General features: G+C 66.9%; 15 protein-coding genes. 4 read left to right on the top strand and 11 right to left on the bottom strand.

Going from position 1 to position 16277, the window contains the following annotated elements; all coding sequences use genetic code 11:
* Window positions 1–210: 210 nt before the first annotated feature.
* Together D107_RS0105770 and glnA are read left to right on the top strand one after the other, a co-directional pair.
* Window positions 211–1377 carry a cation diffusion facilitator family transporter gene (locus D107_RS0105770; protein WP_018880964.1) on the top strand — a complete coding sequence of 389 codons (1167 nt, stop codon included), beginning with the start codon at window positions 211–213 and terminating at the stop codon, window positions 1375–1377.
* A 218-nt stretch (window positions 1378–1595) separates the two neighbouring features.
* Window positions 1596–3005: a glutamate--ammonia ligase gene (gene glnA, locus D107_RS0105765; RefSeq protein ID WP_018867663.1), complete on the top strand. Its 1410-nt coding sequence runs from the start codon at window positions 1596–1598 to the stop codon at window positions 3003–3005.
* Between the two features lie 250 nt (window positions 3006–3255).
* Here the strand turns inward: glnA and asnB are convergent, their stop codons facing one another.
* The 8 genes from asnB to D107_RS0105725 form a co-directional block, all read right to left on the bottom strand.
* The gene (asnB, locus tag D107_RS0105760; protein WP_018880963.1) at window positions 3256–5274 is read right to left on the bottom strand and encodes an asparagine synthase (glutamine-hydrolyzing); all 2019 of its coding nucleotides are present in this window, start codon (window positions 5272–5274) and stop codon (window positions 3256–3258) included.
* Window positions 5275–5369: 95 nt separating this feature from the next.
* Window positions 5370–6443, bottom strand: coding sequence for an aspartate carbamoyltransferase (locus D107_RS0105755; protein WP_018867661.1), 1074 nt, complete (start codon window positions 6441–6443; stop codon window positions 5370–5372).
* Window positions 6440–6562: a hypothetical protein gene (locus tag D107_RS14235; protein ID WP_018876760.1), complete on the bottom strand. Its 123-nt coding sequence runs from the start codon at window positions 6560–6562 to the stop codon at window positions 6440–6442. The genes D107_RS0105755 and D107_RS14235 overlap by 4 nt, the downstream gene beginning before the upstream one ends.
* Window positions 6559–8025 (bottom strand): sodium:solute symporter family protein, encoded by a 1467-nt coding sequence (locus D107_RS0105745; RefSeq protein ID WP_018880962.1) that lies wholly within the window; start codon window positions 8023–8025, stop codon window positions 6559–6561. The genes D107_RS14235 and D107_RS0105745 overlap by 4 nt, the downstream gene beginning before the upstream one ends.
* Window positions 8022–8765, bottom strand: a complete 744-nt coding sequence (locus D107_RS0105740; RefSeq protein ID WP_018867658.1) for a cysteine hydrolase family protein — start codon at window positions 8763–8765, stop codon at window positions 8022–8024. The genes D107_RS0105745 and D107_RS0105740 overlap by 4 nt, the downstream gene beginning before the upstream one ends.
* Window positions 8766–8790: 25 nt before the next feature.
* On the bottom strand, window positions 8791–10032 hold the full coding sequence (locus tag D107_RS0105735; RefSeq protein WP_018867657.1) for a Zn-dependent hydrolase: 1242 nt from the start codon (window positions 10030–10032) through the stop codon (window positions 8791–8793).
* 78 nt (window positions 10033–10110) lie between these two features.
* Window positions 10111–10512: a hypothetical protein gene (locus tag D107_RS0105730; RefSeq protein ID WP_018880961.1), complete on the bottom strand. Its 402-nt coding sequence runs from the start codon at window positions 10510–10512 to the stop codon at window positions 10111–10113.
* A 24-nt stretch (window positions 10513–10536) separates the two neighbouring features.
* A complete protein-coding gene (locus D107_RS0105725) occupies window positions 10537–11073 on the bottom strand; it encodes a MarR family winged helix-turn-helix transcriptional regulator (protein ID WP_018880960.1) in 537 nt (178 codons plus the stop codon).
* Between the two features lie 371 nt (window positions 11074–11444).
* On the opposite strand from D107_RS0105725, the gene D107_RS0105720 reads away from it, so the two are divergent.
* Complete coding sequence (locus D107_RS0105720) at window positions 11445–12635, top strand: hypothetical protein (protein ID WP_018880959.1); 1191 nt, start codon at window positions 11445–11447, stop codon at window positions 12633–12635.
* A 102-nt stretch (window positions 12636–12737) separates the two neighbouring features.
* Here D107_RS0105720 and D107_RS0105715 read toward each other — a convergent pair whose 3' ends face one another.
* Both D107_RS0105715 and D107_RS0105710 read right to left on the bottom strand, forming a co-directional pair.
* The gene (locus D107_RS0105715) at window positions 12738–14147 is read right to left on the bottom strand and encodes an AmpG family muropeptide MFS transporter (RefSeq protein ID WP_038035196.1); all 1410 of its coding nucleotides are present in this window, start codon (window positions 14145–14147) and stop codon (window positions 12738–12740) included.
* A gap of 18 nt (window positions 14148–14165) precedes the next feature.
* Window positions 14166–14939, bottom strand: a complete 774-nt coding sequence (locus D107_RS0105710) for an exodeoxyribonuclease III (protein WP_255349388.1) — start codon at window positions 14937–14939, stop codon at window positions 14166–14168.
* Window positions 14940–15053: 114 nt separating this feature from the next.
* On the opposite strand from D107_RS0105710, the gene pyrE reads away from it, so the two are divergent.
* Complete coding sequence (pyrE, locus tag D107_RS0105705) at window positions 15054–15689, top strand: orotate phosphoribosyltransferase (protein ID WP_018879245.1); 636 nt, start codon at window positions 15054–15056, stop codon at window positions 15687–15689.
* Window positions 15690–15914: 225 nt separating this feature from the next.
* On the opposite strand, the gene D107_RS0105700 is transcribed toward pyrE, so the two are convergent.
* Entirely contained in the window at window positions 15915–16271 is a 357-nt protein-coding gene (locus tag D107_RS0105700; RefSeq protein WP_026280347.1) for a cupin domain-containing protein, read from the bottom strand.
* Between the last annotated feature and the right edge of the window lie 6 nt (window positions 16272–16277).

Below are 16277 nucleotides of genomic sequence, written 5' to 3'. Positions count from 1 at the left end.
CGGGTCAGGGCAAAGCGGACAGTATATCGGCCGGGCTCCAGCCTCGGCCACCGTCAGCGTCAGCGCGAAACGCGGAGACGCCCGCGCGAGTCGGCGCTTTCCCTGTGGCGGCAGTCGGTTTTGCGCCAGCCGGGAAGGCGCCCATACTGGAGGCTTGATCCGGTTCGGAGAACCGCCCTGAGCGAGCCGCACGCCAATTCGGAGCCGACGGTGACCGCGGAGAACGGTCAGCGCTACCGCGACACCCGCCGAGTGACGCTGGTGGGCGCGACCGTGAACAGCTTTCTGGCCGTCGCGCAGCTACTCAGCGGCTGGCTTCTGAACTCGCAGGCGCTGGTCGCGGACGGCGTGCATACGCTGTCGGACCTCATCACCGACGGTGTCGTGCTGTTCGCGGCGCGCAAGGCTGCGGCGTCCCCCGACCAGGACCACCCGTACGGCCATGCCCGCATCGAGACCCTCGCAACGGTGATCGTCGGGGTCTTTCTGGCAGCCGCGGGGCTGGGGATCGCCTGGGCAGCCGGCAGCCGGCTGGTCGACCCCGAGGCCATGACCGGTCCCGCCAATATGGCCATCTTCTTTGCCGCGCTGACCCTGGTCGCGAAGGAGGGCCTGTACCAGTACACCCATCGAGTGGCGAAGCGCCTGCGCTCGCGGATGCTGGATGCCAATGCCTGGCACCACCGCACGGATGCGATCTCGTCGCTGTTCGTACTGGCCGGCGTGGGCGCGGCAGTGGCCGGCTTCCCGTGGGCGGACGCCCTGGCGGCGCTGATCGTGGCGCTGTTCATCCTGCATATCGCCGGGCGCCTGATCGTGCGCGCCGCGGCGGAGCTGATCGACACCGCGCTGGAGCCGGAAAAGGTGGATCGCATTCACCGCACCATCCTGGACGTGCCCGGGGTGAAGGATGCGCACATGCTGCGCACCCGGCGCCACGGCAGCGACGTGGTGGCCGATGTGCACATCCAGGTCGCGCCGATGATCTCGGTCTCCGAGGGGCATCGGATCGCCGATGCGGTGTTCCATTCGGTGACCGACGAGCATGACCGGGTCAACGACATCACGGTGCACGTGGACCCGGAGAATGACGCGGAGCAGGCACGCAGTTCGACGCTGCCGTTACGGCCGGTTCTGGTAGAGGCCCTGCGCGAGGCCTGGGCCGACACCCCGGAGCTGGACGCGGTGGAGCACCTGTCCCTGCACTACCTGGGCGGCCGGGTGCACATGACGCTGACCTTGCGCCTTGACGGGGCAACCGCTGCTCCGGACCTGGAGGCGCGGGCCCGGGCCCTGGCTGACCGGCTGCACGCCCACCCGCAGGTGGGCGACATGCTGGGCGAGGTCACGCTACTCTATCGTCCGTGCACTCATTAGGTGCGGCACACCCCGGCAAGCACCATCTTTGTGCATATACGGCACCATGATGGTGCAGAAGGGAGGCGGCGCGGCACCCGGGGTGCCCGTTTTTCGCGCGCCCGGGCCGAATCGGGCCGGATGGCATGATGCCTGCATAATGACCCACGAAGCCGTGCAGGGGCCAACAGGCCGGCCGGCCAAAATCGAAGACTCAAGTGAAGACCAAGGAGATCCCCATGTCCGCAGCCGACGTGCTGAACCAGATCAAGGAAAAGGAAGTGCGCTTTGTCGACTTCCGCTTTACCGACTCCAAGGGCAAGGAACAGCATGTGACCATGCCGGCCCACGACATCGACGAAGAGACCTTCGAGGAAGGCAAGATGTTCGACGGCTCCTCGATCTCCGGCTGGAAGGGGATCAACGAGTCCGACATGATCCTGATGCCGGACGCCGAGTCGGCCGTGATCGACCCGTTCTTCGAAGACATGACCATGAACATCCGCTGCGACGTGGTCGAGCCGGCCACCATGCAGGGCTACGACCGCTGCCCGCGCTCCCTGGCGCGCCGCGCCGAGGCCTACCTGCAGAGCACCGGCATCGCGGACACCGCGCTGTTCGGTCCGGAGAACGAGTTCTTCATCTTTGACGACGTGAAGTGGGGTACCAGCCTGTCCGGTTCCTACTGCCGCGTGGACTCCCAGGAGGCGTCCTGGAACTCCGAGCGCGTCTACGAGGACGGCAACATCGGGCACCGCCCGGGCGTGAAGGGCGGCTACTTCCCGGTCCCGCCGGTCGACAGCCTGCACGACATCCGCTCCACCATGTGCGAAGTGATGACCGAGATGGGTCTGGAGACCGAGGTGCACCACCACGAGGTGGCCACCGCCGGCCAGTGCGAGATCGGCGTGGGCCCGGCGACCCTGACGCAGAAGGCCGACGAGGTGCAGATCCTGAAGTACGTGGTGCAGAACGTGGCCCACATCCACGGCAAGACCGCGACCTTCATGCCCAAACCGATCGTCGGCGACAACGGCTCCGGCATGCACGTGCACCAGTCGCTGTCCAAGGACGGCAAGAACCTGTTCTCCGGTGACCTCTACGGCGGCCTGTCCGAGACCGCGCTGTACTACATCGGCGGCATCATCAAGCACGCCCGCGCGCTGAATGCCTTCACCAACCCGTCCACCAACAGCTACAAGCGTCTGGTGCCGGGCTTCGAGGCGCCGGTCATGCTGGCCTACTCCGCCCGTAACCGCTCGGCCTCGCTGCGCATCCCGTTCGTGATGAACCCGAAGGCGCGCCGGATCGAGCTGCGCTTCCCGGACTCCACCGCCAACCCCTACCTGGCCTTCGCCGCGATGCTGATGGCCGGCCTGGACGGCATCCAGAACAAGATCCACCCCGGCGACGCGATGGACAAGAACCTCTACGACCTGCCGCCGGAAGAGGAAAAGGGCATCCCGCAGGTCTGCCATTCGCTGGACCAGGCGCTGGAAGCCCTGAACCAGGACCGCGAGTTCCTGACCCAGGGTGGCGTGTTCACCGACGACATGATCGATGCCTACATCGACCTGAAGATGGAAGACGTCACGCAGATGCGCATGACCACCCATCCGATCGAGTTCGACATGTACTACAGCCTGTAAGGCGTCCGCTTCCGGCCCCTCGGGGCCGCGAGGCCATCCGCCGCCGCGCCCTCCGGGGCCGGCGGCTTTTTTGTGTCTGGGGGGTTCCACGGGGACCGGCGGGCCAAGCCCCGTTCGTCATCACCGCCGGCGATGCCGGATCGGGCATTTCGGGCAGCACAAATGAAAGGCCCCGCGGATGGTCGATCCGCGGGGCCTTCTCGTGTGGCACCGGAAGGACTCTCCCGGGCCTCTGACCGTTCATCGGCAATCAGGCGTGCCAGCCGAACTCCTCGGCCTTCTGCTGTGCCAGCGCCGGGATGTCGGTGGCCACGAACTTCTCGTACAGCACCTGCACCCCGATCATGTGGTTGATCACCGCGTCCAGCTGGACCTGGGTCGCGGCCGGGGTGTCCTCGGACTCGTGCAGCTCGAACACTTGGCGCACGCCCTCCGGATCCAGCAGACCGGCCTCCTCGACCTTCTCCGGCGCGAGGTAGCGATCGGCCAGGGCCTTCATCGCCGCCCACTTGACCGGATCGGTATGCGCCGGCGGGGCCATGAACGCGAACTTCTCGCGCTCGTAGAGCACCTTCGGCAGCAGGCCCTTCATCGATTCGCGCAGCACGTACTTCTCGGTCGGGCCCTTGATGCGCATGGTCGGCGGCAGGTGGGCGGCGAACTCGGCCAGGTGGTGATCGAGGAACGGCGGGCGCGCCTCCATCGAGTTGGCCATGTCCATGCGGTCGCCGCCCCAGGTCAGGATCTGGCCTTCCAGCATGGTCTTGATCCAGACGTACTGGGCCTTGTCCAGCGGGTGCCGGCCTTCCAGCATGTCGTTGTCCAGGGCATCGGCGATCGCCTTGCCCGGCTGGTAGCCCTGCATGCGCTCGCGGCGCTTCGGATGCAGCAGGCCCGGCACGTGGTCAGACGCGGCCAGCCACGGCTGCAGGCAGGACGGGGTGAAGCCCATCATTCGGGTGAACTCGGGGTCATCCACCTCGTCCTCGGCCAGCATCGCGCCGGAGACCAGCTCGTTGGACTCGTTCAGCATCTGCTGCCAGGCCTGACGGTCGGCCTCCGGCAGGGTATCCAGCCCGTGCAGGAACATGTCGCGGCGGAACGCCGGGTAGCCGCCGAACAGCTCGTCCGAGCCCTCGCCGGTGACCACCACCTTGTAGCCGGCCTTGTTCACGTGGCGGCTCATCAGGAGCTTGGCCACGCCGAGGGTGTTGTAGATGGTGCGCTCGGCGTGCCACAGCGCCTCTTCGAAGTTGTCGTAGAGGTGGTCGGCGTTCAGGGTCATGATGTCCTGATCGGCGCCGACACTCTCGGCCATCTCGCGGGCGATCGCGGTCTCGTCGTAGTCGTCGTTGTCGAAGCCGATGGTGAAGGCCTTGACCGGCGACTGCTGGCTGGCCGAGGCCAGCCCCAGGGTGATGCAGGAGTCGATCCCGCCGGAGAGGTAGCAGGCCACCGGCACGTCGGCCTCCAGGCGCAGCTGGACGGCCTCCATCAGCTTCTCGCGCACGCCCTCGATCCAGTAGTTCTCGTCGGTCTCGCTCTCGGGCGGGCGCTCGGAGGCCAGCGGGAAGTCCATGTCCCAGTACTTCTCCTGGCGGATCTTCAGCTTGCCGTGGGCGCGCTCGACGATGACCATGTGGCCCGGCTTGACCTGCTGGATGCCCTCGAAGGCGGTGGTGCCGGGCACCATGGTCTGCATCAGCTGGTGGTACAGGCCATCATCGGAGAACTGGCGCGGCACATCGGGGTTGGCGAACAGCACCTTCAGTTCGGAGCCGAACACGAAACTGCCGTTGGCCTCGGTGAAGTACAGCGGCTTGATGCCGAAGCGGTCGCGGATCAGGATCAGCCGGTCGTGCTTGCGGTCATACAGCGAGATCGCGAACTCCCCGCGAAAGTGCTTCACCGCGTCCTCCAGCCCCTCGCGCTGGTACAGGTGCATCACCATCTCGGAATCGCTCTTGGTGCGGAACTTCACCCCGCGCGAGGTGAGATCGGTGCGGATGCGCTTGTAGTCGTACAGCTCGCCGTTAACCGCGGTCATAATCTCGCCGTTGGTCATGCAGAACGGCTGGCGCCCGCGGTTCTCGTCGAGGTCGATGATCGACAACCGCGCGTGGGAGAATCCCACACCACGGTCGTCCTGCGTCTTGTAGCCAAAGCCGTCAGGACCGCGGTGATACTGGATCGCGGCCATGTTGACCAGGGTCTGCGGGTCGACCTTGCGGTCCGGGTCGGCGTGAAAGATTCCGGCGATGCCACACATGGCATGTCTCCTTGGTTATCCGTTCGGTGCGAGCGGGGCGCGGCCCGGTCCGTTCCGGCGCGCCACGCCACTCGCGGTTCAGTTCACTACGAGGTTCAGTCTTCCGGGGTGTCCATGACCGCGCTGATACGGCGGACCACGCTGGTCAGCAGCGCCATGCGCACGAACACCGCCCCGCGCGCCTGGGCGAAGTACCAGTTGTGCGGGGTGTCATCGAGGTCCGTCGACAGCTCCGCACCGCGCGCCAGCGGGTGCATGATGATCGCGCCCTTTTTCAGCGGGGAGTTGCGGTCCAGCTTCAGGCCCTCACCCATGGACTCGAAGGTATCGCCCACCCAGGCGATGGCGTTGATGTACACCACGTCCAGCTCCGGCAGCACCGGGTCCAGCTCGTGCACCACGCGCAGGTTCAGGCCGGCCTCCGCCAGTTCCTCGCGCTGGCCGGGATCGAAGTTCTCGTCCTCGCGCGAGATGATCACGACCTCTTCGATCGCCTCGGGGAACAGGCTCAGCAGGCGCAGCAGCGAGCGCACCGTACGCATGCGCGAGGGCACCCCGATGATGCCGACCTTGATGCGGTCCTCCGGGGCGACCGGGCCGGTAAACAGCTCCGGGCGCCACTTGGCCAGGGTGTAGACGTCCGCCAGCGCCTGGGTCGGGTGCTCGTCGATGCCGTTGCCGGCGTTGACCAGCGGGATGCGCAGGTTCTCCAGCATGTTGTGCGCGGCCTCGCCATCGGAGGAGCGCAGCACCAGCACGTCGCCGTAGTTGTTGAACATCTCGGCGATGTCCGCCAGCGACTCGCCCTTGGCGATGCCGGTGCTCTTGGGGTCGGTGATCGACATCACCGCGCCGCCAAGCCGGTGCCAGGCGCTCTCGAACGACAACCGCGTGCGGGTGGACGGCTCGTAGAACGCGCTGATCAGGATCTTGCCCGCCAGTGGCAGGTGCATCAGGGCAGGCGTGGTCTCGTACTGCGCGGCCAGCCGGAACAGCTGCAGCAGTTCCTCGCGGTTGAACTGCTGGCTGGAGACCACGTGTGCGGCGGCCAGCTTCAGCAGCGGATCCGGGTCTTCCTCCACCGCATCCAGCAACGCCCGCGGCCGGTCGGTACCGGCGGCGCCGTCTTTCGGGTGGAGCACGTGCAGGGGATCTTCGGTGTAGTTCACCAGAGGCGTCCTTTTTTCCAGTCGCGGATAAACAGGGCGATCAACAGGATCGGGGTCAGGGTCGCCACCAGCGTGGCGATCACGACGATGATGGAGAGGGCGGTGGTCGAGATCGTCATGCGGGACTCCCCATCGCATGAGTGTCTTCACGGGCCAGGCGGTCCCAGTCGAACGGGCGCGGGGCCAACCAGGTGGCCAGCACCATCACCGCCAGGGAGACCGCCGCGCCTACCAGGGCCGCGACGTAGAACCCGATCAGGAAATAGCTGGCCAGTCCGATACCGGACCCCAGTATCATCGACCAGGCGGCGCCCTGCGGGTTCGCCTGCTTCCAGTACAGGCCGGCGACGATCGGCCAGATCGCGGAGGCCACGAAGGCCCCGGTGAAGTACAGCAGCTCCGCCAGGGAGCCGACGATCGGGACCTCGCCGCGATAGCTGGCCGCCAGCCAGGTCAGCAGACCCAGCAGCACCACGATTACCTTGGTCGCGCGGAACTGGTGCTGCTCGCTGGCTCGCGGACGGATGTGGCCGCGATAGATGTCGCGGGTCACCAGGTCGGACGTGGCCGCCAGCAGCGAATCGAGACTGGAGGCCAGCGCGGCGAAGACCACGATGAACACCACGATCGCCCCGGTGAGACCCAGCACCTCGGCGGCCACCAGCGGCCCGACCATGTCCGCCGCGGGGACGTTGATCCCCAGTGCCGGCGTGGCCAGCGCGATGAAGCCGGCGACGATCGGGACCGGCAGCCACAGCAGGCCACCGAACAGGTAGGCGCGGAAGCCCACGTTGCGGCCGAAGGCGAAGGCGCGCGACCACCAGACGTTGGAGTGGAAGATCTCGCCCACGCCGAACAGCAGGTTGTTGAACAGGAACATGATCGCGGCCGGGAACAGCAGGCTCAGCAGTTCCGGGCGCTCTTCCATCAGGTTGAAGTGGATCGCCTCGAAGCCGACCTTGTCGATGGTCAGCCAGGCGATGAACGCCGCGCCCGCGACAATGATGACCGTCTGGATGAAGTCGGTCCCGATGACCGCGCGCAGACCGCCCAGCAGGGTGTAGATCACGCAGACGGTCAGGATCACGGTCATGCCCACGCGATAGTCGATCCCGGCCAGGGCATTGATCAGCACCCCGCCGGCCATCGCCATCGAGACCAGCCAGCCAAAGGCGTAGATCAGCGAGACCACCAGGAACACGCGCCAGGTGAAGGTGCCGAAGCGCAGGCGGATGAAGTCCCCGGAGGTGAAGCCGCGCGGCATCAGCTCGCGGATGCGTCGCGCCAGCGGCGCGAACAGGATCAGGCCCAGCGCACCCAGCGAATACCCGAGCATGCCCCAGACACCAAGCTGCAGCGCCAGTTGCGGGGCAGTCATCGTGGTATTGGCGGTGACCCAGGTGGCCATCGCGGTCGCGGTGGCGAGCGCCAGGCCGACATTGCGGCCCGCCAGCATGTGGTCCTCGGCGGTCTTGTTGCGACGACCCAGCCACCAGCCCAGCACCACCCAGAGGACGCTGAACGCCGCCAGCAGCCCCCAGGCAATGGAGGTCGGGAGGATGGGGTCGTCGAGACCGGTCACGAGGCCTCCTGCACCTTCTTGATCTCGCGGATCGCCTCGTCAGTGGTCATCACCCGGGCGTAGCGGTCCTTGATGGTGGTGATCGTGGCCTTCTGCATCTCCGGCGTCACCGTGGCCGTGGCGTCGTCCATCAGGGTGACATAAAAGCCCAGGTCACAGGCATCCCGCACGGCGGTGGAGACGCACTCGTTGGAGTACACGCCCACGATGAACAAGGCGGAGATGTTCAGGTTGCGCAGGATGTAGTGCAGGTTGGTGGAGTTGAAGACCCCGCTGGCGGTCTTGTCCAGCACGATCTCGTCCCCCACCGGGGCCACCTGCTCGACGAACTCGGCGTCCTTGGAGCCGGGAGCCGCGTGCAGGTTCAGGCGCTTGTGGCCCGGGCTGCGGTCGCGGCCGTCGCGGGTCAGCGAGCGGATGCGGGTGTGGATCACCTCCAGCCCCTCTTCGCGAAAGGCGTCCTGCAGGCGGCGCACATTGGGCAGCACGGTCTGCTCGAGGCGGTTGAAGTAGTACTCCTGCGCCTCCAGCGGCACACCGGATTCGGCGGAATCCGCGAACACGCCGTGGCCCCGCGCGGCATCCAGGTACTGGAGGTCGATACACAGCAGCGCGACGTGGTGCTCCCGCAGCTCCTGACGCAGGACCGGCGTGGTGATCAGGCTCTCCTGGTACTGCTCGCGAAGCGGGTCCAGGGAGTCGTAGTCGGTCAGGCGGGAGACGTTGTTGTTGTCGGCCATTCCGGGCGTTTCCTTTCGTCGGGGTTTATTGCCGGGCCGCCAGCGCCAGGGCACTTTGCAGGGCCACGTTGGCGCCGATCTCGATGTCCTCCCAGTTTGTCCATTCCGCGGCGGAATGGCTACGCCCCTGGAGGCTCGGCACGAAGATCATGCCGGTACGGGTGATCCGGCTCATGCTCTGGGTGTCGTGGGCCGCGCCACTGGGCATGGTGATGTACTCCAGACCCATGCGCTCGGCCTGCGCCTCGATGGTCTGCACAATGCCGGGATCGCAGCGCACCGGGTCGATCTCGGAGAGCACGTCGAACTCGAACATCAGATCACGCCGACGGGCCAGGCTCGACAGGGTGCGACGGGCCGCATGCGCCAGCGCGGTCAGCACCTTTTCGTCGGTATCGCGCACCTCGAAGGAGAAGGTCGCCACCCCGGGCACCGTGTTCGGCGCCCCGGGCGAGAGCTCTACGCGCCCGATGGTGGCACGCGAATTCGGGCTGCCGTGCTCCTCCAGCAGGCGATCGATCTCGCCGCCGAACTCGGCCAGGCCCTGGAAGGCATCGATGCGCATGTCCATCGGCGTGGTGCCGGCATGGTTCGGCTGCCCCTTCAGGCGCACCTCCCACTTGAACAACCCGGTAATCGCCTCGACCACGCCCACGCTCAGGCCGCGCCGGTCGAGTACCGGCCCCTGCTCGATATGCGTCTCGATGAAGGCATGCAGGGTGTGCGGGTCGCGCCGTGCGCTCAGGGCGTCGTCGGCATTCAGGCCCCAGTTGGCCATGGCCTCGACCAGGGTCACGCCCTCGAGATCCCGGGCATGGCTGATACTCTCCGGGGTCAGCTTGCCGGCCATCGCCTGGGAGCCGAACATGCCACCGAAACGACCCTCTTCGTCGGTGAAGTCGATCACCTCCAGCGGGTACTGCAGATCGACCGCGTTCTCCTTGGCCGTGCGCAGCACCTCCAGCCCGATCAGCACGCCCAGCGCCCCGTCCAGCGGGCCGCCCCCGGGCACCGTGTCCAGGTGCGAGCCCATGGCGACCACCGGGCGCTTGCCGTCATAGTCCAGCCGACCATGCAGGTTGGCGGCACCGTCCTGCCAGACGTCCAGGCCGGCGGCCTCCAGGCGACCGCGAAACCACTCGCGCCCGGCGCGGTCGCCCTCGCTGAAGGCGCGGCGATGCAGGCCGCGGTCGGCATCGCGGCCGATCTGGCCCAGGTCGTTGATGTCCTGTTGCAGGCGCTGCATGTTGATCTTGAGATCCGTCATGGAACCCTCCGGAAACGGGTCCGTCCCTGCTACGCGAGGGCGGGGCCTCGAGCGTATCGGCAGGACGGACCGGGTGAATCAGTCGCGCGGACGCCCGCGCAGGATGGCCCCGATCAGGACCAGGAAGACGATCGCGCCCACCGCGAAGAAGCCGAAGGCGCGGGCCAGGCTGTGATGCTCCACCGTAACGGTGGTCTGGTCGGCCCAGGCATCCGCATCCGCGGCGCGCAGGCGGAACCGGTACTCGCCATCGGGCAGTCCGCTGATGACGGTGCTGGTATCACCGCCCTGGTAGATCACGCGGGCATCCGCGTGATCCGGCCCCGAGGCCTGCTCCAGAACCACCGCCGCATCCGCCTCCCAGGCGAGGGTGAACCCGCCATCGGTGGAGCGCTCCGGCGGGGCGTCGAAGGCCGGCTGGGCGCCCACCGCAAGCGGCAGGAAGAGCAGCGCGGGCAGGAGGGGGCGAAGGATGCGCATCGGAGCCTCCGGACGGGCCCGGGCTCAGGCCTTGCCGTCGAACGGTTGCAGCCAGGCCCGAGGCTCGGTGGTGTTCATCGCCTCGACCAGCAGGTCGAGGTTCTGGTCGAGTTCCTCCAGACACCCCTTCGGCAGCGACTGCAGGGCCCGGTTCAGTTCGCCTTGCGGCGCGGCCGGGGCCTGGTCCAGCAGTTCGAGGCCGGCATCGGTGACATAGAGCCGCACGATGCGCTGGTCCTTTTCCGGACGGCGGCGCTCGATCAGCCCGCGGTGCTCCAGCTTGTCCAGCAGGTTGGAGGTCGTGGAGGCATGCACCGAGAGCCGACGCGACAGGTCGCTGACGTTAAGCCCCGGCGTGCGCTGCAGCTCCCACAGGGCCCACAGCTGCGAGGCGCTGATCCCACAGGCCCGCTCGACCGTCCGCGAGTGCCCCTGCAGCGCGCGGATGATCACCCGCAACTGGCGGATCACCGAACGCGCCAGATCCGGCTCGCCACTCGTGCCGGCGACGGCACCGGATTCGTTGTCGTGTGCCTGGGGCACGGCCTGGGTGGATGTCATCAAAACTTCCCGCAATTGAATCACTCGTTTAGTTATTTTTGTACAAAAATAGTTCCATTGCAACTTACGCACCGGCTGGCGAAATCCCGCCATGGGCTCTAAACAAGTGGATTGGGGAGCCTGCCCCAGCCAGAAGGCCGCCCCGGTACGCCGGGCGCCGGTCGGCTGAAGGCCCTCGCGCGAGAAAAGGAACACGGGGCGGGTGTCGTGGTCACACCACAGTGCGCCGGGGGTGCGTATCGTGTTTACAACGCATCGGCCCGCGTGGTCCGCAGACCACCGGTTTCAGCCCGGGACGCACCGTGCACTTCGTGTCCGCCCGGTAAGGCCACTGGCGACACCCGAACCGCCTGACCAGAAGAGGAATCGCAATGAACAAGACGATGAGCTGGACCCTGGCACCCCTGTCCGGTGCCGTTGCCCTGGCCCTGTTCCTGGGCCCGAATGTCGCCGCCGCCGAATACGACAGCATCCAGGTCGGCAACCTGTCGATCGGCGGCGCCCTGCGCGGGAACTATGTGGTCGGCGACTATCCCGACTCCGACCGGCGCTCCTGGGACAAAGGCGGTAACTTCGTTCTCGACACCGCCCGCATCAACCTCGACTACGAGAACGGTCCCTGGCTCGGCAAGCTCGAGTATCGCTGGTATGACGGCTACAACATGCTGCACACCGGCTGGGTCGGCTACAACTTCGAGAACGAGAGCCAGCTGCAAGTGGGCGTGAACCGCGTGCCCTTCGGCCCGGGCCCCTACGGTGTCTCCCAGAGCTGGTTCTTCGACCAGCACTACTACGTGGGCCTGTCCGACGACATGGACCTCGGCGTGAAGTACACCATGCCGATGGGCGACTGGACCTGGGACTTCGGCTATTACGCGCGAGATGAAGGCCACTACTCGGGCGACACCCGGGACAGTGCGCGGTACTCCTATGACGTCGTCAACGAATCTGGCGACGGCTACGAAGAACGCAACCAGTTCAACGTGCGCGGCATCTACAGCATCCCGAACGCAAATACCGACGTCGGTTTCTCCGCGCAATACGGCGAGCTGAAGAGCAAGGGTCCGCAGAGTGATGGCGACCATTACGCGGTCTCCGGCCACATGGTCAACAACTGGGGCAACTGGACCCTGGCCAGCCAGCTGACCTACTACAAGTTCGACGTGGACGCGAACCAGCCGCTGGGAACCGACAAGCTGGTCCAGATGGGCGCCTACGACTTCCCCAACACCGTGGCCGCCGAGGGCTGGATCCCGGCTGTATCGCTCAGTTACTACCAGGAAACCAGCAACATCCCGTGGCTGGACTACGTAATCCCGTACGCCGAGGTGTCCTCAATCGTGAAGAGCGAGAGCGATTTCAACAACAGCGACATGCTGGTGCTGGGCGCAGCCTGGGCCCGGGGTAACTGGTACATCTACACGGACCTGGCCTATTCCAACGGCAACGAATTCGTCGGCGGAAACCGTCGCGGCGACAACCCGTTCGGCGACCGCCTGGGCGCCAACGAGCAGGACAACTGGGAGGCCCGGGTCAACATCAACTTCGGGTACTACTTCTAGGACGAGAGTACGCGGCCGCCACCCGGCGGCCCGCTGGCATCACCCGAGCCCGCATCCACGGATGCGGGCTTTTTGCTGTCCGGCCCCGAGGCGTTCGGCCGGCTAGTCGCGGGCGGGGGCCTCGGCGAGGTCCGGACGTCCGGGCTGGGGCATGCGGTCGGGATTGGCCCAGCGCATCAGGGCGAAGGCGAGCAGGATGGTGGGGATGCCGATCAGGGCGGAGCTGGCGAAGAACCAGACCCAGCCGATGTGTTCGGCAAGTACGCCCGTGAAGCCGGCGAGGAACTGGCCCGGCAGGGTCATGATGGAGCTGAACAGGGCGTACTGGGTCGCGGTGTAGGCGCTGTTGGTCAGGCTGGAGAGGTAGGCGATGAACACCGAGATCGCCATGCCACCGGAGAGATTGTCGGCCATAATCGCGAAGACCAGGCCATAGGTCTCGGGGCCCAGCGTGGCCAGCCAGGAGAAGGTCAGGTTGGTCAGCGGGGCCAGGATCGCCGTCGCGAGCAGCATGCGCATGATGCCGAAGCGCACCACCAGCAGGCCGCCGAGGGCCGCGCCGGTCAGGGTCATGGCCAGGCCGAAGGCGGCGGCGATGTTGGCGATCTCGTCCTTGGTGAAGCCGATGTCCAGGTAGAACGGGTTCGCCATCACGCCCATGAAGATATCGCTGATACGGAACACGGCGATGAAGGCGATCACCACCAGGGCGATCTTCCCGAAGCGCTGCCAGAATTCGACGAACGGGCAGATCACCGCGCCGATGAACCAGGCCTTCAGGTCACGCCACCAGCCCGTATCGGAGGTGTTGTTGAGGTAGTGGACCACGCGGTCCTCGAGTCGGGCCGTGGCGGAGTCGCGCCGGGCCACCTCGGGCTCACGGACGATCAGCGTGCAGACGACGCCCACCAGCATCAGGGTGGCCATCGCGCCGTAGGAGAGGCTCCAGCTGCCGATCGCGGCGATATGCAGCGCCCCGGCCCCGGCGGTCAGCAGGGCCACGCGGTAGCCGAAGACGTAGGCGGCGGCCATCGCGCCCTGGCGCTCCTGGCTGACGGCCTCAATGCGGTAGGCATCAATGGCGATGTCCTGGGTCGCGGCGCCGAAGGCCGTGAGTACGGCCCAGACGGCCACCAGCCAGAGCTGCTCCGTCGGGTCGGTCAGGGCGATCCCGGCCAGGCCCAGGATGATTACGGCCTGGGCGAACAGCATCCAGGCACGGCGACGCCCGAACACTCGGGTCAGGACCGGCAGGGCGAGGCGGTCGACCACCGGGGCCCAGAACACCTTGATGCTGTAGGCCATGCCGACCCAGGAGAGGAAGCCGATGGAGGCCAGCTCCACACCAAGGTCGCGCAGCCAGGCGGTGAAGGTGCCGCCGGTCAGCAGCAGCGGCAAGCCCGCGGCAAAGCCGAGGATCAGCATGCCGATGACCCGCGGATGGCGGTAGACCGCCAGGGCCGCACGCCAGTCGCGGCGCGGGGGCCGTTGCGCTTCGGCGGCGTCGGTCATGCGCGGCACAGGCCCCGGTCAGGGCTGGTAGTCATAGTCGATCCAGAACGGCGCGTGGTCGGAGAAGCGGTCGTCGGTGTGGATGTACGGATCGCGCGCGGTGGCGGCAATGCCTGGGGTGGCAATCTGATAGTCGATCCGCCAGCCCACGTTCTTGGCCCAGGCCTGGCCGCGGTTGGACCACCAGGTGTACTGCTCGGGGCGCCCGTCCAGCCGGCGGAACACGTCGACCATGCCGATCTCGTCGAACAGGTGGTCCAGCCAGGCCCGCTCCTCCGGCAGGAAGCCGGAGTTCTTGCGATTGGACTTGTAGTTGGTGAGGTCGATCTCCTTGTGGGCGATGTTCCAGTCACCGCAGATGACCCATTCACGCCCGTCCTGCATGCGTTCCGCCAGCCAGGGGCGGAAGAACTCGAGGAAGCGCCACTTGGAGTCCTGGCGGTGGTCGCCCGAGGAACCCGAGGGCAGATACAGCGAGACCACCGACAGGTTGCCGAACCGCATCTCGGCATAGCGGCCCTCGTTGTCGGCCTCCTCGAAGCCGATGCGGGTCACGACTTCGTCCGGCTGGCGTCGGCTGTACAGCGCCACGCCGCTGTAGCCGGGCTTCACGGCGTCGACATAGACGCTGTGGTAGCCGGGTGGATGGAACGGCTCGCCCTGGATCTGATGGATCTGGGCCTTGGTCTCCTGGATGCAGACCACATCGGCCTCGGTGGACGGGAGCCAGTCGAAGAAACCCTTGCGGGCGGCGGCACGGATGCCGTTGGCGTTCATCGAGAGTATGCGCATGGCGGGGAACAATACCCGTGCGCGCGGGCGCGGAAAAGGCCCCGGGACCGCACGGATGCCGGATCCGCAAGCGGGTGTGTCAAAATACGGCGTTTCACGACCGGAGCCGCCCCGATGACCGCCCACGCCTTTCTGGAATACGCCCTGCAACGCGATGTCCTGCGCTTTGGCGAGTTCACACTGAAGTCCGGACGGGTGAGCCCGTACTTCTTCAACGCGGGGCTGTTCAATCGCGGCTCGGACCTGGCGCGGCTGGGCGAGTTCTACGCGCAGGCGATCAGGGATTCCGGTATCGAGTTCGACCTGGTGTTCGGCCCGGCCTACAAGGGCATTCCGCTGGCCGCCGCGGTCACCGAGGCGCTTTATCGCGACCACGGCATGGACCGCCCCTGGGCCTTCAACCGCAAGGAGGCCAAGGACCACGGCGAGGGCGGCAACATCGTCGGCGCCCCGCTGGAGGGTCGGGTGCTGATCGTGGACGACGTGATTACCGCCGGCACCGCGATCCGGGAATCGGTGGACCTGATCCGGGCCGCCGGGGCCACCCCGGTCGGCGTGGCGATCGCTCTGGACCGCGAGGAGCGCGGCCGCGGCGAGCGCTCCGCGATCCAGGAGGTCGAGGCCGATCTGGGCCTGCAGGTGGTGCGCGTCGCCCGGCTGGGCGACCTGGTCCGCATGCTCGAGGAGACCGGCCGCGCGCCGGAACACCTGGAGGCCCTGCGCGCCTACCGCGCCGAGTACGGCGTTTAGGGAGACGCGCACCACCGCTTCCGCGTCCACCTCCGTCATTGCGAGGAGGTGCAGCCGACGAAGCAATCTCCCAGCGCGGTAGAAAGCCGCCGGCCCGCCCCACCCGTCGGTGGCTCCGGCCGGCGGTTACTCGCTTCGCTCGCCCCGCGGCCGTTCAACGCAGCCTTTCCGCTTCGACGGCGGCGGTCCTCACAAGGACGGGTGCGGATGAGCCCGCAGAACGGGCTACAGGAGCTCGGTGTCGTCGTGCGAGTACGCCGGCGAGCAGCTGCACAGGATATGCAGGGGCTCGGCGCCGGTGTTGCGGATGTTATGCGGCGTGCCGGGCGCGATGCAGACCGTGTCACCCACCGTCACCGGGAAGGTCGCCTCATCCAGGCGCATCTCGCCCTGGCCACGGGTGACGTGATAGAGCTCCTCGGTGCGCGCGTGGCGATGCAGGCGCGTGATCGCACCGGGCTCGACCACGGCCTCGGCCAGGCTCTGGGCGGCGTTGCCGTGCACATCGGGGTGCATCAGCTCGCGGATCTCGGAGCCGTCCTTGGTGTCATAGGCCGGGATGTCGGCGTAGCGCGTATGCATCATCGG

This window comes from Thioalkalivibrio sp. ALE30, assembly GCF_000377465.1.
In the GTDB taxonomy this organism is placed as follows: domain Bacteria; phylum Pseudomonadota; class Gammaproteobacteria; order Ectothiorhodospirales; family Ectothiorhodospiraceae; genus Thioalkalivibrio.
This window is presented reverse-complemented; position numbering and strand designations above follow the sequence as displayed.